Source organism: Micrococcus sp. 63XJN7_6_ISO-PGPR-S23-444, from assembly GCF_058072765.1.
Genome location: NZ_CM176516.1, coordinates 1,083,696 through 1,106,702 on the forward strand (window position 1 = coordinate 1,083,696; position 23,007 = coordinate 1,106,702).

General features: G+C 69.9%; 25 protein-coding genes and 1 pseudogene. 20 read left to right on the plus strand and 6 right to left on the minus strand.

Going from position 1 to position 23,007, the window contains the following annotated elements; genetic code table 11:
- Window positions 1-9: 9 nt before the first annotated feature.
- Window positions 10-141: pseudogene (locus AC3RJ9_RS05055) on the minus strand (ArsR family transcriptional regulator); the annotation flags it as partial.
- Window positions 142-219: 78 nt separating this feature from the next.
- Here AC3RJ9_RS05055 and AC3RJ9_RS05060 point away from each other — a divergent pair.
- The 3 genes from AC3RJ9_RS05060 (at window position 220) to AC3RJ9_RS05070 (ending at window position 1,710) form a co-directional block, all read left to right on the plus strand.
- A complete protein-coding gene (locus AC3RJ9_RS05060; protein ID WP_041103922.1) occupies window positions 220-594 on the plus strand; it encodes an ArsR/SmtB family transcription factor in 375 nt (124 codons plus the stop codon).
- Window positions 594-1,505, plus strand: coding sequence for a cation diffusion facilitator family transporter (locus AC3RJ9_RS05065; protein WP_002854089.1), 912 nt, complete (start codon window positions 594-596; stop codon window positions 1,503-1,505). The genes AC3RJ9_RS05060 and AC3RJ9_RS05065 overlap by 1 nt, the downstream gene beginning before the upstream one ends.
- Window positions 1,506-1,569: 64 nt before the next feature.
- Entirely contained in the window at window positions 1,570-1,710 is a 141-nt protein-coding gene (locus AC3RJ9_RS05070) for a hypothetical protein (protein ID WP_002854087.1), read from the plus strand.
- A gap of 271 nt (window positions 1,711-1,981) precedes the next feature.
- On the opposite strand, the gene merA is transcribed toward AC3RJ9_RS05070, so the two are convergent.
- Window positions 1,982-3,430 carry a mercury(II) reductase gene (merA, locus tag AC3RJ9_RS05075; RefSeq protein ID WP_041103924.1) on the minus strand — a complete coding sequence of 483 codons (1,449 nt, stop codon included), beginning with the start codon at window positions 3,428-3,430 and terminating at the stop codon, window positions 1,982-1,984.
- A gap of 71 nt (window positions 3,431-3,501) precedes the next feature.
- On the opposite strand from merA, the gene AC3RJ9_RS05080 reads away from it, so the two are divergent.
- Window positions 3,502-3,891 carry a heavy metal-responsive transcriptional regulator gene (locus AC3RJ9_RS05080; RefSeq protein WP_101966230.1) on the plus strand — a complete coding sequence of 130 codons (390 nt, stop codon included), beginning with the start codon at window positions 3,502-3,504 and terminating at the stop codon, window positions 3,889-3,891.
- Window positions 3,892-4,343: 452 nt separating this feature from the next.
- Here the strand turns inward: AC3RJ9_RS05080 and AC3RJ9_RS05085 are convergent, their stop codons facing one another.
- The 4 genes from AC3RJ9_RS05085 to AC3RJ9_RS05100 all read right to left on the minus strand — a co-directional run bounded on the left by AC3RJ9_RS05085 (window position 4,344) and on the right by AC3RJ9_RS05100 (window position 8,186).
- Window positions 4,344-5,360, minus strand: a complete 1,017-nt coding sequence (locus AC3RJ9_RS05085) for a CNNM domain-containing protein (RefSeq protein ID WP_036337237.1) — start codon at window positions 5,358-5,360, stop codon at window positions 4,344-4,346.
- Complete coding sequence (locus AC3RJ9_RS05090) at window positions 5,360-6,781, minus strand: hemolysin family protein (RefSeq protein WP_036337238.1); 1,422 nt, start codon at window positions 6,779-6,781, stop codon at window positions 5,360-5,362. Before AC3RJ9_RS05090 ends, AC3RJ9_RS05085 begins: the two co-directional genes overlap by 1 nt.
- Before the next feature lie 385 nt (window positions 6,782-7,166).
- A complete protein-coding gene (locus tag AC3RJ9_RS05095) occupies window positions 7,167-7,547 on the minus strand; it encodes a DoxX-related protein (RefSeq protein ID WP_036313258.1) in 381 nt (126 codons plus the stop codon).
- 9 nt (window positions 7,548-7,556) lie between these two features.
- Window positions 7,557-8,186, minus strand: coding sequence for a TetR/AcrR family transcriptional regulator (locus AC3RJ9_RS05100; protein WP_276319606.1), 630 nt, complete (start codon window positions 8,184-8,186; stop codon window positions 7,557-7,559).
- 97 nt (window positions 8,187-8,283) lie between these two features.
- On the opposite strand from AC3RJ9_RS05100, the gene AC3RJ9_RS05105 reads away from it, so the two are divergent.
- The 16 genes from AC3RJ9_RS05105 (at window position 8,284) to trpA (ending at window position 23,005) form a co-directional block, all read left to right on the plus strand.
- Window positions 8,284-9,324, plus strand: a complete 1,041-nt coding sequence (locus AC3RJ9_RS05105; protein ID WP_119217310.1) for a hypothetical protein — start codon at window positions 8,284-8,286, stop codon at window positions 9,322-9,324.
- Window positions 9,325-9,388: 64 nt separating this feature from the next.
- Complete coding sequence (locus AC3RJ9_RS05110; RefSeq protein ID WP_101963415.1) at window positions 9,389-9,982, plus strand: NADPH-dependent F420 reductase; 594 nt, start codon at window positions 9,389-9,391, stop codon at window positions 9,980-9,982.
- Between the two features lie 53 nt (window positions 9,983-10,035).
- Window positions 10,036-10,884 (plus strand): SDR family NAD(P)-dependent oxidoreductase, encoded by an 849-nt coding sequence (locus AC3RJ9_RS05115; protein ID WP_080695846.1) that lies wholly within the window; start codon window positions 10,036-10,038, stop codon window positions 10,882-10,884.
- 216 nt (window positions 10,885-11,100) lie between these two features.
- Complete coding sequence (locus tag AC3RJ9_RS05120; protein WP_101963414.1) at window positions 11,101-11,700, plus strand: recombinase family protein; 600 nt, start codon at window positions 11,101-11,103, stop codon at window positions 11,698-11,700.
- 1 nt (window position 11,701) lies between these two features.
- Window positions 11,702-13,096, plus strand: a complete 1,395-nt coding sequence (locus tag AC3RJ9_RS05125) for a TnsB C-terminal domain-containing protein (protein WP_119217308.1) — start codon at window positions 11,702-11,704, stop codon at window positions 13,094-13,096.
- Window positions 13,097-13,903 carry an AAA family ATPase gene (locus AC3RJ9_RS05130; protein WP_036313271.1) on the plus strand — a complete coding sequence of 269 codons (807 nt, stop codon included), beginning with the start codon at window positions 13,097-13,099 and terminating at the stop codon, window positions 13,901-13,903.
- Between the two features lie 1,123 nt (window positions 13,904-15,026).
- Complete coding sequence (locus AC3RJ9_RS05135; protein WP_010078767.1) at window positions 15,027-15,290, plus strand: phosphoribosyl-ATP diphosphatase; 264 nt, start codon at window positions 15,027-15,029, stop codon at window positions 15,288-15,290.
- Window positions 15,291-15,343: 53 nt separating this feature from the next.
- On the plus strand, window positions 15,344-16,192 hold the full coding sequence (gene hisG, locus AC3RJ9_RS05140) for an ATP phosphoribosyltransferase (RefSeq protein WP_036315380.1): 849 nt from the start codon (window positions 15,344-15,346) through the stop codon (window positions 16,190-16,192).
- A 46-nt stretch (window positions 16,193-16,238) separates the two neighbouring features.
- On the plus strand, window positions 16,239-17,009 hold the full coding sequence (gene hisF / locus AC3RJ9_RS05145; protein ID WP_049146869.1) for an imidazole glycerol phosphate synthase subunit HisF: 771 nt from the start codon (window positions 16,239-16,241) through the stop codon (window positions 17,007-17,009).
- A gap of 44 nt (window positions 17,010-17,053) precedes the next feature.
- Entirely contained in the window at window positions 17,054-17,434 is a 381-nt protein-coding gene (gene hisI, locus AC3RJ9_RS05150; RefSeq protein ID WP_020627973.1) for a phosphoribosyl-AMP cyclohydrolase, read from the plus strand.
- Window positions 17,431-18,981, plus strand: a complete 1,551-nt coding sequence (locus AC3RJ9_RS05155; RefSeq protein ID WP_123243866.1) for a chorismate-binding protein — start codon at window positions 17,431-17,433, stop codon at window positions 18,979-18,981. Before hisI ends, AC3RJ9_RS05155 begins: the two co-directional genes overlap by 4 nt.
- Window positions 18,981-19,586, plus strand: coding sequence for a Trp biosynthesis-associated membrane protein (locus tag AC3RJ9_RS05160; protein WP_036338648.1), 606 nt, complete (start codon window positions 18,981-18,983; stop codon window positions 19,584-19,586). The genes AC3RJ9_RS05155 and AC3RJ9_RS05160 overlap by 1 nt, the downstream gene beginning before the upstream one ends.
- 125 nt (window positions 19,587-19,711) lie before the next feature.
- Window positions 19,712-20,035, plus strand: coding sequence for an HGxxPAAW family protein (locus tag AC3RJ9_RS05165; RefSeq protein ID WP_036338645.1), 324 nt, complete (start codon window positions 19,712-19,714; stop codon window positions 20,033-20,035).
- Window positions 20,036-20,040: 5 nt separating this feature from the next.
- Window positions 20,041-20,847, plus strand: a complete 807-nt coding sequence (trpC, locus tag AC3RJ9_RS05170; protein WP_049146874.1) for an indole-3-glycerol phosphate synthase TrpC — start codon at window positions 20,041-20,043, stop codon at window positions 20,845-20,847.
- Window positions 20,848-20,876: 29 nt separating this feature from the next.
- Complete coding sequence (gene trpB, locus AC3RJ9_RS05175; RefSeq protein ID WP_070709870.1) at window positions 20,877-22,202, plus strand: tryptophan synthase subunit beta; 1,326 nt, start codon at window positions 20,877-20,879, stop codon at window positions 22,200-22,202.
- On the plus strand, window positions 22,199-23,005 hold the full coding sequence (gene trpA / locus AC3RJ9_RS05180; RefSeq protein WP_049147612.1) for a tryptophan synthase subunit alpha: 807 nt from the start codon (window positions 22,199-22,201) through the stop codon (window positions 23,003-23,005). The genes trpB and trpA overlap by 4 nt, the downstream gene beginning before the upstream one ends.
- The last annotated feature ends 2 nt before the right edge of the window (window positions 23,006-23,007 follow it).

A 23,007-nucleotide genomic window follows, 5' to 3' on the forward strand; every position in this document is an offset into this window, starting at 1 on the left:
GACACGCCCTAGGTCGCGGGCGAGTACCGCCGGGTAGCTCGGGCCCTCGAGGAGTGTCATGAGGATGCGGGAGCGGGTCGGGTCGGCCATCGCCCGGCCCAGCCGGTTCATCACGTCCAGCCGCGAAGCAATAGTCAGCATGCGCTGACCATACAGAACCTGCTGACCTCTCGTGTGTGGCTCCCGCTGCTGATATCTGCATAGGTGTATGGTCGTGGCATGAGTGTGACGCCGTTGGATTCGTGTCAGGTCACCGCCGTCCATCCGGAGAAGGTGGCGCTGACCCGGGAGAGGATCCCCGACGAGCGCGAGGCCGGCAGGTTGGCCGGGCTGTTCAAGCTCCTGGGGGACCCGCGCCGTGCCCGGGTGCTGTATGCGTTGCTGGAGGCCGGCGAGCTGTGCGTGTGTGACCTGGCGGCGTCGGTCGATGTCGCGGAGGCGTCGGTGTCCCAGGTGCTGCGGGTGCTGCGTTCCGCTGGGGTGGTCGAGAACCGCCGGGAGGGGCGGATGGTGTACTACCGCCTCGCTGACGGGCATGTGCGGATGCTGCTGGACGTCTCCCGTGAGCACGCCCGCCACGAGGGGCAGGGCTGATGGGGGCGGGACACAGCCATGCCCCGGCGACCGGGCATGCCGGTGGCCGCTACCGTCGGCGGCTGGCGGGGGCGTTCGCCCTGACGGCGGGCTTCTTCCTGATCGAGCTGGTCGCGGGGCTGGTGTCGGGGTCGTTGGCGCTGCTGTCGGATGCCGGGCACATGGCTGCCGATGTGGTGGTGCTGGGTGCGGCGCTGCTGGCGACGCGCATCGCGAGCCGGCCGGACTCCACGGGGCGACGCACCTATGGCTCCTACCGGGCCGAGGTGTTCGCCTCGGCGTTGGCGGTGCTGGCGATGCTCGCGGTCGGGGTGTACGTGGTGGTCGAGGCCATCAGCCGGCTGGGCGACGCGCCGGAGGTGGCCTCCGGCGCCATGCTCGCGGTCGGCTTCGCCGGCCTGGTGATCAACATCATCTCCATGCTGCTGCTGCGCAGCGGGGCCAAGGACAGCCTGAACGTCAAGGGCGCCTACTACGAGGTGATCGCCGACGCCGCCGGGTCGGTGGGTGTCATGGTCGCCGGCGTGCTGATCATTCTCACCGGCCAGCCGATCTGGGACGTCGTGGTCGCGGCGCTCATCGCGGTCTTCGTCATCATCCGGGCGGTGGTTCTGGGCAGGCAGGTGATCGCGGTGCTGGGCCAGCACGCCCCGGAAGGGGTGGACCCGGAGGACGTCGCCGGTGACCTGGACGCGGTCGAGGGGGTGGAGGAGGTCCACGACCTGCACCTGTGGACCCTGACGTCGGGGATGAACGTGGCCACGGCCCACCTGGTCGCTGACCAGGGCGCGGACCACGGCGCCGTGCTTGCCGGCGCGCGCCGGGTGCTGCGCGACCGTTACGGTATCGCCCATGCCACCTTGCAGGTGGAGGGCGCCGGCAGCGACGGCTGTCACGACCTGAGCTGGTAGCACTCGGCACGGAAGCCCGCTCGCGAGAGCCGCACATGCTTGAGCAACGTCTTAGGAGCGCGCGATGACCGCGAAGCACGGCAAGGGCCCCGGGCCGGACGAGGGCCAGCGGCCGGCCCGGCGCGGGGTGGTGCTCACCCTGCTGGGGATCGGTCTGGTCGCCGCGGCTTACGTGGTGACGATCGTGGTCATGGTGGTGCGGTGACGCGGCCCAAACGGACCGCGGCCTCATGGCGGCGCCGCAAGGCGGTCATCGCGTCGTCCAGTGCTGTCCTCGTCGGGTCGAGCACGTAGAGGTCGTGAAGACGTCCAGATATAGGCCTGGGACGGGAGTTCTTGCATCGACTGAACTCCCCGGTGGTTGCAGGTCCGATACGCAGGGGTGCCAGTAAGTAGGGCTGATCGGCGCCCATTTTCTTGTCTCGCGCCCCGGGGCGAGGCGGTCCCCTATCGGTGTCCCTGTGTGCGGGGCAGGTTCACGCCGCGCAGCAGGAGAGCTTGGCGATGTCGGTGGTGAAGGCCTGCGCGGTGAGCTTGAGGCCTTCGGCCATGGTCAGGTAGGGGCTCCAGAGGTTGGCGACCTGGCTGGTGGTCATGCCGGCCTCGAGCATGTAGACCCCGGCGGCGGCGAGGTCGCCGGCGTCCTGGGCCAGGGCGGTAATGCCGATGATGCGGCCGGTGTCGGCGTCGGTGACCATCTTGATGAACCCGCGGGTGTCGCGGTTGACGATCGCGCGTGGGACGTGCGCGAGTGACAGGACACGGCTGTCGTAGCGGATCCCGGCAGCGGAGGCCTGCCGTTCGGTCATCCCGACGGCGGCCAGGGCGGGGCTGGTGAACACGACCCGGGGCAGGTGGCGGTAGTCGACCTCGAGGCCGGCGCCGGTGAGGGCGTTGTCGGCGACGAGGGCGCCGTGGGCCGCGGCGACGTACACGAACTGACGGTGGGCGGTGACGTCACCGGCAGCCCAGACGCGCGGGTTGGTGCTGCGCAGATGGCTGTCGACAACCACCTCGCCGTGGTCGCCGGTGCGCACGTCGACGGTGTCGAGACCGAGCGTGGCGGTGACCGGGCGGCGCCCGGTGGCGACGAGTACCTCGGCCGCCCGGAGTTCCTGTGAGCCGTCAGTGGTGGTGGCAGTGACCGTGACCTCGCCGGTGGCCGGGTCGCGGCGGACCGCGCTGGGCACCGCGCCGCGGATGATCTGGATGCCTTCGTCCGTGAAGATCTCATCCAGGGCGGTGGACGCCTCGGGTTCTTCCTGGGACGCCAGCCGTGAGCGGACCAGCATGGTGACCCGGACGCCGAGCCGAGCGAAGAGCTGGGCCTGCTCCATCGCGACGTAGCCGCCGCCGATGACCAGCAGCGACTCCGGGACGTGGTCCAGTTCCATCGCGGTGGTCGAGGTCAGGTAACCGGCCTCCTGCAGGCCGGGGACCGGCGGCGCCCAGGGCCTGGAGCCGGTGGCGATGAGGTAGTGCGCGGCCCGGACCGTCTCCACCGTGCCGTCAGGGCCGGTGACGCGCAGTGCCGGCTCGCTGGGTGTGCCGACGAACGTGGCGTCCCCGGGGTGGAGATCCCATCCGTACTCGGTGGCCAGGTCCAGGTACTTCTCGCCACGCAGTGACCCGACGAGCCGATCCTTGCCGGCGATCAAGGCGGGCATGTCGACCGGCCGGACTTCGGGGAGCGGCAGGCCGGGGAACCGGGAGGCGTCGAGTGTGACGTGGCGGGCCTCGGCGGTCGCGAGCAAGGCCTTGGAGGGCACGCACCCGGTGTTCACGCAGGTACCGCCGACGGTGCCACGCTCGATCATCACCACCCGTCTGCCGAGGTTGGTGGCGCGGATCGCGGCCGCGAACGCCGCCCCACCGGACCCGATCATTGCCAGGTCATACGACCTGCTGTTAGCCGTTGCCGTCATGAACTCCTCCTTCATCGCCCTCAGGATCGACCTTCCAGTGCACTGGAAGGTCAAGGGGGAGAATGAGTGGCATGCGGATCGGTGAGGTGGCTCGGGCGTCGGGCACGACGAGCAAGACCCTGCGGTACTACGAGGAGGTCGGGCTGCTACCCGCCGCGGACCGCACCCCGGCGGGCTACCGGGACTACGGCGCCGAGGTGCTCGACCGGCTGGACTTCATCCGCCGGGGGCAAGCGGCCGGGCTGACCCTGGCCCAGATCGGTCAGGTGCTGGACATCCGCGACCGGGGGCAGGCCCCCTGCCGGCACGTCACCGACCTGCTCGACACCCGCCTTGATGTGATCGACCGGCAACTCGCCGAGCTCGCGCAGCTACGCACCACGATCGCCGACCTGCGCGAGGACGCCGCCGCCGGCGACCCGGCCATGTGCTCCCCCGAGGATGTCTGCCGCTACCTGTGACACCGAAGTCACGGGCCCGTGGCAGCGCATGGCGGCCCACTCTGTTGCGTTGGGGTGTTAGACCTTTCGCAACGGTTCTGTTGCGCGGGGTGCACCCTATCGCGACGCCTATTCCTCCGGCCTGCCGTCGGCCGCTGTCCCGGTGAAGGATCGGCTTGCGGAACGTGAGCCTCACTCGCAGCGCCCTCTTGCCCGCGTGCTTGGAGGCCGCCACTGAGCTCCGACAGAACCCCGCCATATAGCGGCGCAAGCCACACATGACACCGGGCGGCACACCGAGCAGCCGCCACAAACGACCGATTTAGCCGTTACACGCCCGTGAGTCGGAGCATGACTGAGCCCATTGAGGCCGGAATGGGGGGCGAGGCCACTGTGCCGATTCTGATTCTTTGTCCACACCACCGCGGGGGCCGTTTCAGCGGCCCCCGCGGTGGTGTTGCCGAGGTGTGGACTCAAGCCGCGCGGGGCAACACTCCGCGCAAGACGTCGGTGAGGGTGACGACCCCAGTGAACCGGTTGTCCTGGGTCACTGCGGCCAGCTGGCGGCTGTTGCGGCGCATGGAGGCAAGTGCTTCGTGCAACGGTGTGGTGGAGGGCAGCGTCAGAGCCTGCTGGATAAGCGGCTGGATTGGCGCAGAAGGCTCCATCGTGAGGGTGTCCCGCACGTGGACGACGCCCGGAACGCTCTCAGGGGTATGGTCCGGCTGGACCAGGATACGCAAGTGCCCTGAGCACGCAGCGGCATTCTGGACCGCCTCGACGTCGGCGTCGGGGGCGACCTTGACCGGGTGCTGACCCTGGGGGAGGAGGTCCCCGAGAGTGAGGGTCTGAAGGTCCAGGGCACCGGCCAAGGCTTCATGGTTCTGCCGGTCCAGGGTGCCGGCGGCGGCGGAGTGCTCAACCAGCTGACGAATGGCCGCTGCGTCGTAGCCGCCCACGGCGGCTTGGTCCACGGGGGTGACGCCGCTGAGGGTCACCAGGCGGTTGGCCAGCCGGTTGGCCAGCAGCAGCAGGGGGCGAACGGTCCAGACGAAGGCGCGTGCGGGCACGGCCACGGCTTTGGCTGCGGTCTCGGGGTGGGCAATGGCCCAGGACTTGGGGGCCATCTCCCCGATGACCAGGTGAAGGAAGGTCACGGCCAGCAAGGACAGGACGAAGGAGGCGGTTCCGGCTGCCGCTGCGGGGATGCCCCAGTCCTCCAGGACGGGGCCGAGCCATGCGTCGACGGCCGGCTTGGTGATCGCCCCCAGGGCGAAGGTGCACAAGGTGATGCCCAACTGGGCTGCGGCGAGCATGAGGGTCAGCTCGTCGACTCCCTTGAGAGCGGCCCGCGCGGCGCGGCTGCGTCCTGCCTCGGCCTCTAGCCGGTGCCGGCGGGCGCCCAGCAGGGAGAACTCCATGATGACGAAGATCGCGCTGAGCACGATCAGCGCTGTGGTCACGAGCATGACGATCAGTGGACCGTGCATCATCGCTCCTCGTCCGTGGTGGCGTCGGGCTGGGCCTCGTGGGCGGCATGGCTGCCGGCGGTGTCAGAGCGGGGCACCTCGATGAGGTGGATCCGCAGTCGAGCCGGGACCCTGCGTTGGATGGAGAGGACCTCGACCTGCAGGTGGCGGTCGTAGACCTCCTCAGCCCCGAAGTCTCGTGGGTCCTCGGGCAGGTCGATCGTGATGACCTCGCCTTCCCGGGGCAGACGGCCCAGAGCGTCGATGGTCAGACCGGCGGCGGACTCGGCCTCGGTCACGGGCAGGGGGTGCCCGACGAGGCGCTCGAGCTCGTCCAGGTGGGCCTCTGCGCTCAGGACCCAGGAGTGCAGGCCTGTGGCGGTGATCTCCTCCTGGGGGTGCAGGTCGTGCTCGTCCGTGAGCTCGCCCACGAGCTCCTCCGCGAGGTCTTCCACTGTGAGCACGCCGACGAAGCCGCCGAACTCGTCCACGATGCACGCCATCTGCTGCCCTGAGCCGTCGAGCTCCCGGGCTGCGTCGGGCAGGGACATCATCGTGGGCAGCACCAGTGCAGGGCGCATCAGGGCGGACACGGGGGTGTCCGGGGCCATCCGGGTCTCACCGAGCAGGTCGGTGAGGTGGACTACCCCGAGCGGTTCGTGTTCGTTCGAGATCACCGGGTAGCGGGTGTGGCCGGTGGCCATCAGGTCGCGCACCTGAGCCAGGGAGGTCTGGGGCTGAACCTCGTCCACACGCGAGCGGGGCACCATCGCGTGCTGCACGTCCTGGTCTGGGAAGTCCAGCACCCGGTCGATCAGGACGGAGACCTCCGCGGGCAAGGATCCGGAAGCTCTGGAGTCCAGGGCAATGCGGTCCAGGTCCTCGGCGGAGGCGGTGCTGTCGACGTCGTGCACTGGCTCGATGCGCAGGAGCTTGAGCAGCACCTCGGCCGCCTTGTCGAAGACCCAGATGAGCCAGCCGAACAGGCCGAGGTAGATCTGTGTGGGCCGGGCCAGAGCGCGGGCCAGGGGCTCGGGGTTGGCGATGGCCAAATTCTTGGGGTACAGCTCGCCGATGATCATCTGCACCAGGGTGGCCACCACCAGTACGCCCAGCGTGGAGATGGCGATGACCACTTCAGAAGGCAGTGCGGTGCCGCCGAGCAACTCGGTCAGGGCCGCACCCACCATCGGCTCTGCCACGTAGCCCACCATGAGGCCTGTGACCGTGATCCCCAGCTGCGCGCCGGAGAGCATGAAGGAGGTGCGGCGAGTGACCTGCAGTGCGCGGGCGGCGGCGCGGTCGCCGGCCTTGGCGGCGGTCTGCAGGCGGACGCGGTCTACAGACATGTACGCGAATTCCTGGGCCACGAAGAAGCCGTTGGCGGCGATGATCGCCAGGATGATGAGGGATCCGAGGATCAGTGTCAGGACTGGATCCATGCCTGAGTCACCTCCCCACGAGGTGCAGGCGACCCCGCCAGCTGCGGGGTGGGGTGGGGGTGACGCTCGGACTGTCACCAGGGCAGGCGGCTGGGCCGTCGCTCATGTATTCAGGGGCTCCATAAGGGGTCGAATGAATAATGGCGGCACATTACCACCGGTAACCGGTCGCAGGGCAAGGTGGGGTGTGGCCTCGCCGCCGACATCGGGCATCTGCCCGCCAGGATGTCCAGCCGGGTATACCCCTTTACACGCCCCGTCCGCCCACGAGAGCATCACGTCAGAAACGGTCCTGTGGAGTTGATCTTTGTGTGGCGGCATCTTGTGGTCGCTGTCTGGCGCTTGACGCCGTCATGACTGGTCGCCCAGACGCGCGTGGAGGTTGCTACCTCGATTTGCGGGTGGCGTACCAGGCGCCGATGATCACCAGGACCTGCGCTGGGATGCGGAGTGCGACGACGGCGGTCGGGATGCCGAGCTTCTCCGTCGCTTCGGGGTTGCGGAGCTGATCGATCGCAGGGGGAAGAGTTCCGGCGAGCATGATGGTCGCGGCCCAACGAGCGATGGGGTTGAGGGGCGGGATGAGGAAGCTTGCCCCGATCCCGGTGAGGGTGACGGTCGCGGCGCCCTGCACTTGGTCGCCATGTTCGGCGATCTGTTCCGGGATGAGGGCGGTGAAGAATTCGCGGTGAGTGGCTTGGATGATGCCGGCTCCGATGAACAGGGTCCCGAGGCCGGTGCGTAGAACGGTCTGCTTCTTCGACATGGTGTTCTCCTAGTTGTGCTGGTCTACTGCGGTGGTGGTGCCGGTGAGGTAGGTCTGGATCGTCGGGGCGATGTGTGCCACGAGCTCGTCGTGCGACATCGCCGTGATCGGGGGAACTTTCACGATGTAGCGAGCCATCGCGACACCGAGCAGGTGCGATGCGGAGATCGCGATGCGCTGCGTCCGCTCGTCGTCGGCCGCTGACGTCTGGTCACGGAGGCGTGCTCCGAGGATGTCGAGGAGCATGGTCGCGGCGTGCTCGGAGGTCGTCGCGGAGCGGACCAGCGAGAGCAGGATCGCGCGAGTGTCGGGCTCTTCCCACATCCGCAGGTAGCTGTCGGTGATGCGGGCGCCGAGTTGGGCAGGGTCGCCCTCGAGGGCGGCGGCCATCCGCTGCGGGATCGTCGTCCGATCGGCGACGGTGCTGGCGAAGAGAGCTACTTTGTCGCCGAAGAAGTGGCGGATCAGCGCGGGGTCGACCCCGGCGGCACCGGCGATGGCCCGCACGGATGCGCCCTCATAGCCGAGTTCGGCGAACAGTTCCTTCGCGGCGTCGAGGATCGCGTCTCGGGTGCCGCTGTCGCCCGAGCGGCGCCCGCTTGGCCGCTTCCTGGTCGTGTCGTCGTTCACCGGGGTCACCGCGTCAGTGTACTCCACGTCTGAGGATTTCCTCAGGCGTGGAATTAGGTCTAGGGTAGCCGCATCAACCTCGTTCCCACTCTCTGGAGACAGCCTCATGGACAGTGCCATCCCCTCGCCCCCACCGCACACGAAATGGCCCGCTGCCGTACTGATCGGCGTCGTCGCGTCGGTGCTTCTCGCCGTGGTGGTGCTGGCGTTCCTGTGGCCGAGCAAGACCTCCGGCACCCACGACCTGCCGGTCAGCGTCGCCGGTCCCGCCGCATCCGTCACCGCGCTCGAGACGGCACTGGGGGAGACGGGGACGTTCGACTTCGTCGAGGCCGCCGACCGTGACGAGGCCGTGGCGCAGATCGAGTCGCGCGAGACCTACGGGGCGATCGTCCTCGGCGACAACCCCGCGGATGCGCCGGAGGTGCTGACCGCACCGGCCGGCAGCGCGGTCGCCGCACAGCTGCTCACCGGCGTGGCGACGCAGTTGCAGGCGCAGATGGCGGAGCAGGTCGCCGCCGCCGGCGGAGACGCCTCCACCGTCAAGGTGGCCGTCACCCCGGTTGTGCCCCTGTCTGGCTCCGATCCCACCGGCGCCGGGCTCGCGGCCGCGTCGTTCCCGCTGGCGATCGGCGGCATGCTCGGCGGCGTACTCATCTCCCTGCTCGTCGTCGGGGCGGTGCGCCGCCTTGCCGCGGTCGGTGCTTTCGCCGTGGCTGCGGGGTTGATCCTGGCGTTCATCATGCAGACCTGGTTCCATTACCTGCAGGGCGACTTCTGGCTGAACGCCCTCGCAATGGGATTGACGATGCTCGCGACCTCGGCGTTCATCGTCGGCTGCACCTCCCTGTTCGGCCGGGTCGGCATGGGTATCGGCGCAGTGGTCACGATCTTCATCGGCATCCCGCTCTCCGCGGCCGCGGTCCCGTGGCAGTTCCTCGCCGCCCCGTGGGGGGCGATCGGCCAGTTCCTCGTGCCGGGCGCCTCGAGCACCCTGATCCGTACCCTCAGCTACTTCCCGGACGCCAGCAGCGCACAGCAGTGGTGGACGCTCACCGGTTGGGTTGCGCTCGGCGTGATCCTCGCCCTGGTCGGTCACTTCCGGAGCCGCCCCAGCATGCACGTGCCCGAATCCACCATCGAATAGCCCACCCTCTCGGCGCACGCCGCGCAACCCTCAGACGACCGCACGACCTGAAGGAGACAAACCCATGAAGATCGGAATCCTGGGCACCGGACGTGTCGCAACCACGCTCGGTGAGCGCCTCATCTCCCGCGGACACACCCTCGTCTACGGCTCCCGAGAACCTGCCAGCGGCAGCGCCACTCAGCAAGACGCAGTGTCAGCCTCGGACATCGTGATCACCGCGATCCCCGGCGCCGCGGTGCTCGACACGCTCGATGCTCTCGGCGATGACGCCCTGACCGGGAAGATTCTGCTCGACCCGTCGGTGCCGGTCGGCGCAGACGGGCAACTGCTGTTCCCGGGCGACAGCCTCGCCCGCCGCGTCCAGGAGCGCTTCCCTGCCCTGCGGGTCGTGAAGACCCTGAACACGATGAACACGAGCATGATGACCGACCCTGCCGACACGGTGGCGAACCCGATGGTCTTCGTCTCTGGCGACGACCCCGACGCCAAGGCGACGGTGCGTGAGCTCCTGCATGATCTGGGGTGGTCGGACCAGGACATCCTCGACCTGGGAGGAGTGGAAACAGCGGTCGGCACCGAGCACGCCTTCCACCTGTTCTTTGGAGTCCTGACGGCGCTGCAGTCTCCGCAATTCACTCTGTCCGTAGCCCGATAGACCCACCAGCTCCGGTGGACCGGACTGGCAACACGAAAGGAAGGTCAACTCTTATGCGACTGCAGAACAAGACCGCATTGATCGCTGGCGGCACGGGCGGAATGGGTCGCGCCAGCGCCCGCCTCTTCGCGAAGGAAGGCGGCACCGTGTTCGTCGCCGCCCGGCGCCCCGAGCCCGGCAACAACCTCGTGAAAGAGATCACCGACGCCGGAGGCCGCGCCCACTTCGTCGAACTCGACACCACCAAGCAGGACCAATGGGATGCTGCTGTGTCCGCCATCAAGGCCGAAACAGGAGCGTTGCACGTGCTGCTGAACATCGTCGGCAGCAACGACCTCACCGTCATCCCCCACGTCGACGTCGCCGAGTGGAACCGCATCTTCGAGGTCAACGTCAACGGCACCCTGATCGGCATGCAGGCCTGCGCCCCTCTAATGAAGGACTCCGGGGGCGGATCGATCATCAACATCGGCTCCGTCGCTGGCATCACAGGCACCTTCTCCGCCGCCTACAGCGCCTCAAAATGGGCCCTCGAAGGGCTGTCCCGCTCGGCCGCGTACACGCTCTCCGACTGGGGCATCCGAGTGAACGTCATCCAGCCCGGCTTCATCGAAACCGACATGACCAAACCGATGACCGCGAACCCGCTGATGCACCACCAGTTCAAGAAGACGATGGAGAACACCATCCTCCTTCGCCGGGCAGGCAAGGCTGAAGAGATTGCCACGACCGCGCTGTTCCTCGCCAGCGACGACTCCTCCTACATCACCGGCACCGACATCGTGGTCGACGGCGGCTGGAGCTCCTCCGCCGCCTACCTCGGTAACGAACGCGAACACAACATGCTCGGCCTCCTCGCCAAGAAAGAAAAAATCGAGCACCTCTTCCATCCCGGCTCCTAAACCGTCTCCACGACAGCTGGACGAACCCGGCGCGCGTGCGCAAGCAGCAGCGACCAGCGTCTCCAAAACCAACAGTTTTACGAGACGCCGTGTTTGGCGACCACGGGGCCGGCGCGAGCTGGGTCGACGGGAGGCCGGGAGTGTCTCGCGAAGTCGTCGCGCCGCGTTCTGTCTCAGACCTTCCGGTGAAGATGATTTATGAGGCATGATCACGTCATGAGGCTTCTGGGGTACACACGGGTGTCGACGGCGGGGCAGGATCCCGCGCTGCAGCTCGACGCTCTCCTCGCGGCTGGGGTGCAGCGGCGGGATGTGTTCTCGGATGTAACGTCCGGCGCGAAGAGCGCGGCAGAGCGTCCGGGCATGAAGAAGCTCCTGTCCTACGCAGAGCCTGAGGACACGGTCGTGGTGTGGAGGATCGATCGGCTGGGGCGATCTCTGATCGACGTGCTCAATACCGTGAACCTGCTGCGAGACCGCGGCGTGAAGATCCAATCCGTCTCCGATGGGATCGACCCCGAGACCTCGTCGGGACGGCTGATGCTCGGGATGCTGGCAACGCTGGCGGAGTATGAGCGGGAGCTGATCACCGAGCGCGTCAACGCCGGCATCGCCGCGGCCCGGGCCCAGGGAACGAAGTTCGGTCGACCGCCCGTGAACCCCGAGGTCGTAGATCGCAAGCTCGCAATCGCCGCCGAAGAACGGGCGAAGGGGCGCACGGCCGAGGAGGCTGCGCGTCTCGTGGGGTGGTCACGGGCGACGCTCTACCGCCACCAGCGGAACACGGCCGCTCGCGAGAGTGTCAAGCAGGCTTGACATGGACGGGCCGCAGAAGTGGAACATTCTGCGGCTCCACATCGAAGACGGCATCCCCTTAGCGAGCCTTGCGCGCGAGACCGGGATCGGCACACGCACGCTCTCACGCTGGCACTCCGCCTATCGAGCCGGTGGCGTCGCCGCTCTCGAACGGACACCGCGCGCCGACGCCGGCGCACGGCGTACTGCGCCTGAGCTGGTGGTGTTCGTGGAGCACCTGGCACTGACCAGACCACGCCCGAGCATCGCCACACTGCATCGCCTGGCAGCGGCCGAGGCCTCGAGAACAGGCAAGAAGCCCCCGAGCTACGCGACGGTGCGTTCGATCGTGCAGGCACTGGATCCCGGCATGGTGACCCTCGCACTCGAGGGCCCAGCCTCCTACCGGGACCGCCACGAACTCGTGTACCTCCACCGTGCCGAACACCCCAATGCCTTGTGGCAGGCCGACCACACCGAGCTCGACATCCTCATCAAGGACCCCAGCGGGAGACCCTCACGGCCCTGGCTGACCACGATCATGGACGACTACTCGCGGGCGATCTGCGGGTACATGGTCTTCGAGGGAGCCCCTTCAGCGATGAACACCGCACTGGCGCTACGCCAGGCGATCTGGCCCAAGAACGATCCGGCCTGGTCGATGTGCGGCATCCCCGACGCTCTCTACGTCGACCACGGCAGTGACTTCACCAGTCACCATCTCGAATACACGGCGATCGCCTTGAAGATCCGCATCATCCACTCCACCGTCGGCCGGCCCCAAGGCAGAGGCAAGATCGAGCGGTTCTTCCAGACCGTCAACACCGAAGTGCTCGCGACCTTGCCTGGACATCTCACCCCGGGCCACCCTCAGGCTGTGCCCGCCCTGGAGCTGGCCGGATTGGACCGAGCGATCGGGGAGTTTGTCGGCCAGTACAACGAGCGCACGCATGCTGCAATTCGTACGAGCCCGAAAGCGGCCTGGATCGGTGAGGGGTGGATGCCGAGGATGCCCGAGAGCCTCGAGGAGCTCGACGGCCTCCTCTTGCGAGTCTCCAAGCACCGCACGATCCAGCGGGACGGCATCCACTTCCAAGGACAGCGCTACCTCTCACCCACGCTCGCCCCCTTCGTCGGGCGCACCATCACCATCCGTTATGACCCTCGCGACCTCTCCGAGATCCGTGTCTATGACCACGACACCTTCGTGTGCACGGCGATCGATGAAGCCCACCCCAACCAGCGGTACAGCCTCCATGACATAGAGACCGCGCGCCGGGCCCGCCGACGAGAACTCCGCCGGGGCATCAACGACCGCATCCCCGCCGCCAATCGATCCCAGCCAGAACCACCCGCGCCACCACCTCCCGCACAGCGGAAGCGGAAGCAGCTACGGACCTACGAAGAGGACGAGTAGATGAGTCGCGATTTCATCGTCACCAAGGAGCACCGCCGCTTCACCGAGTTCGCAGGCGCCATCCGCAAGGACGTCACCATCGGCATCTGCCATGGGGAGGCAGGCGTCGGCAAGACCCAGTCGGCCCGCAGATACGCCCACTGGGACATGCTCGAGCCCTTCATCCAGGACTGGGGGCCGCGCAGCGATGCCGACCTGAAGCACTACGCGGCCGCCCACCGTTCCCGCACCGTCTTCTACACCCCCGAGGTCCTCCCCAAGCACCGTGACCTCATGCGCGATATCGAGTTCTACCGTGCAAAAGTGGGAATCCTGATCTACGAACACCTCTGCGAGATCGGCAAGATCACGACCACGGTGGTGCCCCGCACCATCGACTTCACCGAACTGATCATCATCGATGAAGCCGAGCGACTCACCCCGACAGCACTCGAGCTCCTACGGGACCTCCACGATCGCCACCACGTCGCCCTGATGTTCATCGGCATGCCCGGCATCGACCAGCGTTTCCGCCACTACCCCCAGCTCTACAGCCGCCTCGGCTTCTCCCACCGCTACCGCGCCCTCGCACAAGAGGAGCTGCTGTTCGTTCTGACTCGTCACTGGAAACGCCTCGGCCGCACCCTCGACCCCGAAGACTTCACCGACGCGCAGGCCATCGCCGCGATCGAACGCATCACCCGCGGCAACTTCCGCCTCCTCGAACGGCTATTCCCTCAGATCGGCCGCGTCCTGAAGATCAACCAACTCGACACCATCACCGACGACGTCATCGAAGCTGCCGCCAGCACCTTGGTCACCGGCTAGCGCCACCTACTGACTCACAGAAGCACGCCACTTACTGATCAAGTCCACAGAAACGGTCCCAAACCGAGCTGTTGGACAGAAGTGTCGGAGGGTCTGAGACGTGGTGGGACAGACCGTCGGGTGCGTGTGAGGCCACCCCCGTGGGAGTCGGCCGACGCCCCGCACCCACGAACGTCGGCTCACGTCAGGGCGAGCATGGCGACGCGCCGAGGGGACGGGCGCCGAAGCCTTCTCCCGATAGAACGAGCACGTGGCGAGCCGGTGGTTGAGGGGGCCCGGCACCAGGTCTGCGACGAAGGCCCATGAGGATCTCCAGCCCCGGAAGCCAGGCTCCAGCGCTGGGCAGCTCGGCACTGCTGGGCAGCCGAGCCATCTCCACGAGCTGCGCATCACCGGGATCCCGCTCCCATTCCATGCCTTCCACCGCATTGCCCGTGGCCACCCGCCAGCGGGAGAGGATCTTCTGCGCTCGCTGCAACCGGGCGCTCACTCGGTGTGCGGGACGGGATGGGTCGCCTTCATCGTGGTGGGTCATGCTCCAGTTCGCGGGTCCGAGCGCGGGGCTCTGCTCCTCGTCCGGGAGGGGGAGGAGGGCCACGACGGCTACCCCCAGATCCTCTCGCCGCATCATTCCTGTTCCCCGTCGGCGACGTGGGCGCGGCCGCGCCGCCCGCCGGTGACCTCCAGGGCCTGGACCCGAGGCCCGGACGCGTGGACAGTCGACGAGATGGATGTGTGCGTCGCGGAAGAGATCTGGTGCGGTGGGCCCGGGCGGGGTTCGGGGCAGTGATCGACCTGGTGGTGTCTCAGGTGTGCAAGGAGCGGTGTCGTCGCTGGGGTCAGAAACGAGCGTGTCGTGCCCACCTGTCGGAGGTCGCCCGGGCCATGCGTGCGGACCGGACGGGCACGTTCAGCCCGTCATCCCCACGTCCACGGCCGCCTCGCGCGCGTGCCCCGATGGGAGTGAAGGAACGTGCAGACATGGGAGGGGGAGGACGCTGAGCGGCCGGCACGTCCCACGTGGGCTCACATGTGCAGCGCGTGGCGAGGGCCTCGCCGTCCCGTCCGTCACAATGACCGACTGCGGTCCAGGCTGGAGGGGCCGGGTCGCTAGGGTGGTGCCGTGAAGACCTTCGACGAGCTGTACGCGGAACTGACGCGCAAGGTGCAGGAGCGCCCCGAGGGCTCCGGCACCGTGGCCCAGATCGACGCCGGCGTCCATGCGATCGGCAAGAAGGTCGTCGAGGAGGCGGCCGAGGTCTGGATGGCCGCCGAGTACGAGTCGGATGAGGCCGCCGCCGAGGAGATCTCGCAGCTGCTGTACCACGTGCAGACCATGATGATCGCCCGCGGCATCAGCCTCGAGGACGTCTACCGCCACCTCTGAGGCCGCCGGCCCCGTTCCCCGCCCGCCCCACCGCACCCCGAGGAGACCGACGCGTGCTGCGCATCGCCGTGCCCAACAAGGGCGCCCTGTCCGAGTCCGCCCGCGAGATCCTGACCGAGGCCGGCTACCGGCAACGCCGGGACTCCCGCGAGCTCGTCCTCGTGGACCCCGAGAACAACGTCGAGTTCTTCTACCTGCGTCCCCGGGACATCGCCGTCTACGTCGGCCAGGGCACCCTCGACGTCGGCCTGACCGGCCGCGACCTGTTCTGCGACGCGCAGGTGGGGGACACCGCCGAGGAGATCATGGCGCTCGGCTTCGGCCGCTCCGTGTTCCGTCTCGCTGCCCCCGTCGGCTCCTTCACCTCCGCCGAGCAGCTCGCCGGCAAGCGCATCGCCACGAGCTACGACGGCCTGCTCTCCGACTACCTGGCCCGCACCGGCCTGGACGCCACGGTGGTCCACCTCGACGGCGCCGTGGAGTCCTCCGTCAAGCTCGGCGTGGCGGACGCGATCGCCGACGTCGTGGAGACCGGCAGCACTCTGCGCGCCGCCGGCATGGAGGTCTTCGGCGAGCCCATCCTCGACTCGGAGGCCGTGCTGATCGGCCGCGCAGGGGAGCGCCCCGAGGGCCTCGACGTGTTGCTGCGCCGCCTCAAGGGCGTGCTCGTGGCCCGCCGCTGGGTCATGATCGACTACGACATCCGCCGTGACCTGCTGGAGGCGGCCACCGCGGTCACCCCGGGGCTGGAGTCACCGACGGTCTCACCGCTGCGGGACGAGACGATGGTCGCCGTGCGCTCCATGGTCCGCAAGCCGGACGCCAACCGCGTCATGGACGAGCTGTACGCCCTGGGCGCCCGCGGCATCCTGATCTCCGCGATCCACGCGATCCGCCTCTGACGGCCCGCGCCGTCCCGCCCGAGCCCCCCGAGACGAAGGAGCCGACGTGAGCCTCGCCGTGCGTGTCATCCCCTGCCTGGACGTGGACGCCGGGCGCGTGGTCAAGGGCGTGAACTTCGAGAACCTGAGGGACGCGGGCGACCCGGTCGAGCTCGCTCGCCGCTACAACGCCGCGGGCGCCGACGAGATCACGTTCCTCGACGTCACCGCCTCCACCTCGGACCGCGCCACGACCTACGACGTCGTGACCCGCACGGCAGAGGAGGTCTTCATCCCGCTGACCGTGGGCGGCGGCGTGCGCACCGTCGAGGACGTGGACCGGCTGCTGCGCACGGGGGCGGACAAGGTCTCCGTCAACACCGCGGCCGTGGCCCGGCCCGAGGTGATCACGGAGATCACCCGGCGCTTCGGGTCCCAGGTCCTCGTGCTCTCCCTCGACGCCCGGCGCACGGAGGACCCGGGATGCGCTTCCGGCTATGAGGTCACCACCCACGGCGGCCGCCGGGGCACCGGCATCGACACCGTCGCCTGGTGCCGGGAGGCCTCCGAGCGCGGGGTGGGGGAGATCCTGCTCAACTCGATCGACGCGGACGGCACCCGCGAGGGCTTCGACCTGGAGATGATCCGGGACGTGCGCGCCGTGACGCGGGTGCCGCTGATCGCCTCCGGCGGCGCCGGCGAGCCCGAGCACTTCCCGCCCGCCGTCGCGGCCGGTGCGGACGCGGTGCTCGCCGCCTCCCTGTTCCACTTCGGCCCGGACGACATGCTCGCCCGCGTCAAGGACGCCCTGCGGCAGGCGGGGCACACCGTCCGCTGACCCCGTCGGCCACGCCCATCTCCGGCTCCCTAGACTGGACCTCCATGAGCATCTCCCCGCCCGACGACCTCGTGGCCACCGTGACCTTCGACGACCGGGGCCTGGTGCCCGCCATCGCCCAGCAGGAGGGCACCGGCGAGGTGCTCATGATGGCGTGGATGAACGAGGAGTCCCTGCGCGCGACGCTCGAGACCGGCTGGGCCACCTACTGGTCCCGCTCGCGCGGCGAGCTGTGGCGCAAGGGGGAGACCTCGGGCCACCTGCAGCGGGTGCGCGCGGTCCACGCGGACTGCGACGGCGACACCCTGCTGCTCACCGTGGACCAGACCGGCCCCGCCTGCCACACGGGCACCCGCACCTGCTTCACCGGCCGCGAGCTCGTCATGCCGCCGGCCGCCGTCGACCCTGAGGAGGCCGCCCGATGACCGCCGCCACCACTCCCTCCCGTGCGGAGTTCCTGCGTCTGGCGGACACCGCCCGCGTGATCCCCGTGGTCCGCACGGTGCTGGCGGACGGCCTCACGCCGCTGGCGATCCATCGGCGCCTGGCCGGCTCCCGCCCCGGCACCTTCCTGATGGAGTCCGCCACCCCGGGCGCGGCGTGGTCCCGGTACAGCTTCATCGGGGCCGGCTCAGCCGTCACCCTGACCTCGCGGGACGGCGAGGCGCACTGGCAGGGCACCCCGCCCGAGGGGCTGCCCACGCAGGGCCGCGCCCTGGACGTGCTCGCGGCGTGCCTGCGCCTGCTGAGCACGGACGTGCGCGCCGAGGTCGGAGGCGTCCTGCCGCATCTCGTCTCCGGCATGGCCGGCTTCCTGGGGTGGAACACGGTCCGCGCGTGGGAGCGCCTGCCGCACCCGCCCGAGGACCACCTCGGCCTGCCCGACCTCGCGATGAACCTCGTCACCGACCTGGCCGTGCACGACGCCCTGGACGGCACCGTGACGCTGATCGCCAACGCGGTGAACGGCAACGGCCTGGCCACCGGCGCGGACCGCGCCTACGACGACGCGCTCGCCCGTCTGGACGCCATGGTCGAGCGCCTGACCGCCCCGGCCGCGGACCCGGTCAGCGACGTCCCGCGCCGCTGGCTCGAGGCGGACGCGGACGAGGTCGCCGCCCAGGCCGAGGACCGGTGGGGCGCCGAAGGCTTCCGGGAGGCCGTCGGGAAGGCCCAGCGGGCGATCCGCGACGGCGAGGTGTTCCAGGCCGTCGTCTCCCGCCGCCTCTCGGTCACCACGGACGCCACCGGTCTGGACGTGTACCGCGTCCTGCGCATGGTGAACCCGAGCCCCTACATGTACCTCTTCTCCTTCGAGACCCCGGACGGGGAGCCGTACGAGATCGTGGGCTCCTCGCCCGAGGCGCTCGTGACCGTGCGGGACCGCCGCGTGGTCACCCATCCGATCGCCGGCTCACGGCGGCGCGGGGCCACCGAGAAGGACGACCGCCTCCTCGGCAAGGACCTGCTGGAGGACGAGAAGGAGCGGGCCGAACACCTCATGCTCGTGGACCTCTCCCGCAACGACCTCTCGCGCGTGTGCCGCCCCGGCACCGTCGAGGTCACCCAGTTCATGGAGCTCGAGGCGTTCAGCCACATCCTCCACCTGGTCTCGCATGTGGAGGGCCGCATGCGCGACGACGTCGACGCGCTCGACGTCCTCCGCGCCGCCTTCCCCGCTGGCACGCTGTCCGGTGCCCCGAAGCCCCGCGCCCTGCAGCTGCTGGACGAGTGGGAGCCGACCGAGCGCGGGCCCTACGGCGGCGTCGTCGGCTACTTCGACCTGGCGGGCAACATGGACATGGCGATCAACATCCGCTCGGCCACGCTGCACCGCGGCCAGGCACATGTGCAGGCCGGCGCCGGCATCGTCGCCGACTCCGATCCCGACGCCGAGACCGCCGAGACCGTCACCAAGGCGACGGCGCCGCTGCGGTCCGTGCTGACCGCGGGCGAGCTGGGGCAGGCGTGATGCGCCGCCGCACCGTGGTCCTCGCCGCGCTGGCCGCCGGCGCGCTCGTGCTGCTCACGGCGGGCCGCACCTGGGTGACCGCCACGGGCCTGTCCGGCGGGATCGCCTCCGAGGCGACGACGTCGGGCGGCGCCGCCGCGCCCGTCGCCACCGCCATGGCCCTGGTCGTGATGGCCGGTGCCCTCGCCCTGACCACCGCCCGGCGCCTCGGCGCCGTGATCGTCGGCGTGCTCATGGCGCTGGCTGGGGTCGTGATCGCCTCGACCTCGGTCACCGCCGCCCTGGATCCGGCGACGACGGCGGCCGCCGCGGTCGCCGACGCGACCGGGACCACTGCGCTCGCGCAGGACTACGCCGTGACGGCGTGGCCGTGGGTCGCGGCGGCTGGCGGCGTCCTCGCGGCGCTGTGCGGCGTCGTGGCGGCACTGGCGGGCCGTGGCTGGCGTTCGTCCCGGCGCTACGAGAAGGCGCCTGCGGCCTCCGAGCCCGGCCCGGCCGCCGCCGGGGAGCAGCCCGCGCAGTCCGCCCGCGAGGCGGCCCAGCGCCGGCGCGTGGACCAGATGGACGCGTGGGACGAGCTGTCCCGCGGCAACGACCCCACGTGAGCGCCCGTCTCTCGGACCGCCCCGCACCGCCCGGGTCGTCCCGGGTCACGCGGGCCCGGCCCCGTGCCCGCATGGCACAATGAGGGACAGTCGTCATGTACACCACGCACCAGTGAGGGACAGCCATGAGCCACACCGCGAACACCGCGCACACCGAGCCCACCACCCGTCGCGCCGCCCGCCGCGGCGCCGTCGAGGACGTCGTCGTCACCGAGGACGGCCTGGTGCTCAACGACCCGACCCACCTCGAGCTGCCCGGCCACGGCAACTCGCCCGGCGCGTGGGCCATGGTGGCGCTCGTGCTCGTCGGCTTCGTGGCCGGCTGCGTCGGCCTGCTCGCCGACTGGAGCGTCGTCGTCTGGATCGGCGTGGCCCTGATGGCCGTGGGCGTCGTCGTGGGCATCGTCGCCGGCAAGGCCGGCGCGGGTCGCGGCCAGCACGGTCACTGATCCGCGTGTCCGTCCTCCAGGAGATCATCGACGGCGTCCGCGAGGACCTCGAGCCACGTCGCCGTGCCCTGCCCGAGGCGCGCCTGGCCGAGCTGGTGGCCGCCGCCCCCGCGCCGCGTGACGCCCACGCGGCCCTGCACGGCGGACGCACCGACCCCGCGGGGATCCGGGTGATCTCCGAGGTGAAGCGGGCGAGCCCCTCCAAGGGCGCGCTCGCCGAGATCCCCGAGCCGGCCACCCTGGCCCGCGCGTACGAGCGCGGCGGCGCCAGCGCCGTCTCCGTGCTCACCGAGGCCCGCCGCTTCGGCGGCAGCCTGGCCGACCTGGACGCCGTGCGCGCCGCCGTCGATCTGCCGGTCCTGCGCAAGGACTTCACCGTCACCGAGTACCAGATCCACGAGGCCCGCGCCCACGGGGCCGACCTGGTCCTGCTGATCGTGGCCGCCCTCGACGACGCCGAGCTGGCCGGCTTCCTGCAGCTCACCGAGTCCCTGGGCATGCACGCCCTCGTGGAGGCCCACACGCCCGAGGAGATCGAGCGCGGCGTCGCCGCCGGCGCCCGCATCCTCGGCGTCAACGTGCGCAACCTCAAGACCCTGGACGTCGACCCGGCCCGCTACGCCGCGCTGGCCGACGGGCTGCCCGAGGACGTCGTCCGGGTCGCCGAGTCGGGCGTCGAGTCCGAGGAGCAGATCAAGGCCTACGCCGCCGCGGGCGCCGACGTCGTGCTCGTGGGCGAGGCCCTCGTGCGCCACGGCGCCCCCGAGGAGGCGCTGCGCGCGTTCCGCGCCGCGTCCCTCACCGTCCGCTGACCGAACCAGACCCGAGGAGCGTGGTCGCCATGAGCGCCGACCGTCCGAGCACCGAGCCCGCGATCGAGTTCGAGGGGCCGTATCAGGGTCAGGCCGGGCCCTACTTCGGCGACTACGGGGGGCAGTGGATGCCCGAGTCCCTCATGGCCGCGCTGCAGGAGCTCACCCGCACCTACGAGGAGGCGCGGCAGGACCCCGCCTTCGAGGCCGAGCTGCGGACCCTGTTCCGGGACTACGTGAACCGGCCCTCCCTGCTGAGCGAGGTGCCGCGGTTCGCCGCGGACACCCCCGGCGTGCGCATCTTCCTCAAGCGCGAGGACCTCAACCACACCGGCTCGCACAAGATCAACAACGTGATCGGCCAGGCGCTGCTCGCCCGCCGCATGGGCAAGACGCGTCTGATCGCGGAGACCGGCGCCGGCCAGCACGGCGTGGCCACGGCGACGGCGGCCGCGCTGTTCGGCATGGAGTGCACCGTGTACATGGGGGAGGAGGACACCCGCCGCCAGGCCCTGAACGTGGCCCGCATGCAGATGCTCGGCGCTGAGGTGATCCCCGTGGCGATCGGCGCCCGCACCCTCAAGGACGCGATCAACGAGGCCCTGCGGGACTGGGTCGCCTCCGTGGACACCACGCATTACCTGATGGGCACGGTCACGGGCCCGCACCCGTTCCCCGCCATGGTGCGCTACTTCCACTCCGTGATCGGCGAAGAGGCCCGCGAGCAGATCCTGGCGCAGGCCGGCCGCCTGCCGGATGCCGTCGCGGCGTGCGTGGGCGGCGGGTCCAACGCGATGGGCCTGTTCCACGGCTTCCTCGACGACCCTGGGGTGGAGCTCTACGGCTTCGAGGCCGGCGGCGAGGGCCTCGAGACCGGCCGCCACGCCGCGTCCATCACGCTCGGACGCACCGGCGTGCTGCACGGCGCCCGCACGTACCTGATGCAGGACGAGGACGGGCAGACGATCGACTCCCACTCGATCTCCGCGGGCCTGGACTACCCGGCCGTCGGCCCGGAGCACGCCTTCCTGCACGACACGGGCCGCGCCGTCTACGAGCCGGTCTCGGACACCGAGTGCATGGACGCCTTCCTCCGGCTCACGCGCACCGAGGGCATCACGCCCGCCATCGAGTCGGCCCACGCCCTGGCCGGCGCGCTGCGCCTGGCCCGCCGCTGGGCGGACGAGGGCCTCGTGGGGCCGGACGCCCCGGAGGGTCAGGAGCGGATCATCATCGTGAACCTCTCCGGCCGCGGGGACAAGGACGTCGCCACCGCGGCGGCCTGGTTCGGCCTCGGCACGGCCACGGAGGAGAAGGACCCGCTCGAGGAGATGACCCCCGGAGAGGAGCAGTGACCGGCATGACCGTGCACTCCAAGACCGCCGCGGCCCTGGATGCCGCGAAGGCGGCCGGCCGCACCGGCCTCGTCGCCTTCCTGCCGGCCGGCTACCCGTCCGTGGACGAGTGCGTCGAGGCCGTCGTCGCCGCCGCGGACAACGGCGCCGATGTCATCGAGCTGGGCCTGCCCTACACGGACCCCGTGATGGACGGCCCCGTGATCCAGGCCGCGACCCAGGCCGCCCTGCAGGCGGGTTTCCACGTGGCCGACGTCTTCGACATCATCCGACGGGTGACCCAGCGCACTGACGCCGCGGTGCTGGTGATGACGTACTGGAACCTCGTGGACCGCATGGGCGTCGACGAGTTCGCGCGCCGCCTCGCCGAGGCCGGGGGCGCCGGTCTCGTCACCCCTGACCTCGTGCCCGAGGAGGCCGGCGCCTGGATGGAGGCCTCGGACCGTCACGGCCTGGACCGCGTGTTCCTCACCGCGCCCTCGTCCACGGACGAGCGGGTGCGCCTCACCGTCGACTCCTCCCGCGGCTTCGTGTACGCGGTGTCGGTCATGGGCGTCACCGGCACCCGCGACGCGGTGTCCACCGTCGCCGAGACCGTGGTCCGCCGGGCCCAGGATGCCGGGGCGGAGCACGTGTGCGTCGGCCTCGGCGTCTCCCAGGCGGCGCACGTCCGCGAGATCGGCGCCTACGCCGACGGCGCGATCGTCGGCACGGCCCTGGTGCGCGCGCTGACGGACGGCGGGCCGCAGGCCGTGGGCACGCTGACCCGCGAGCTCGCGGCCGGCACGGTCCGAGAGGGCTGAGG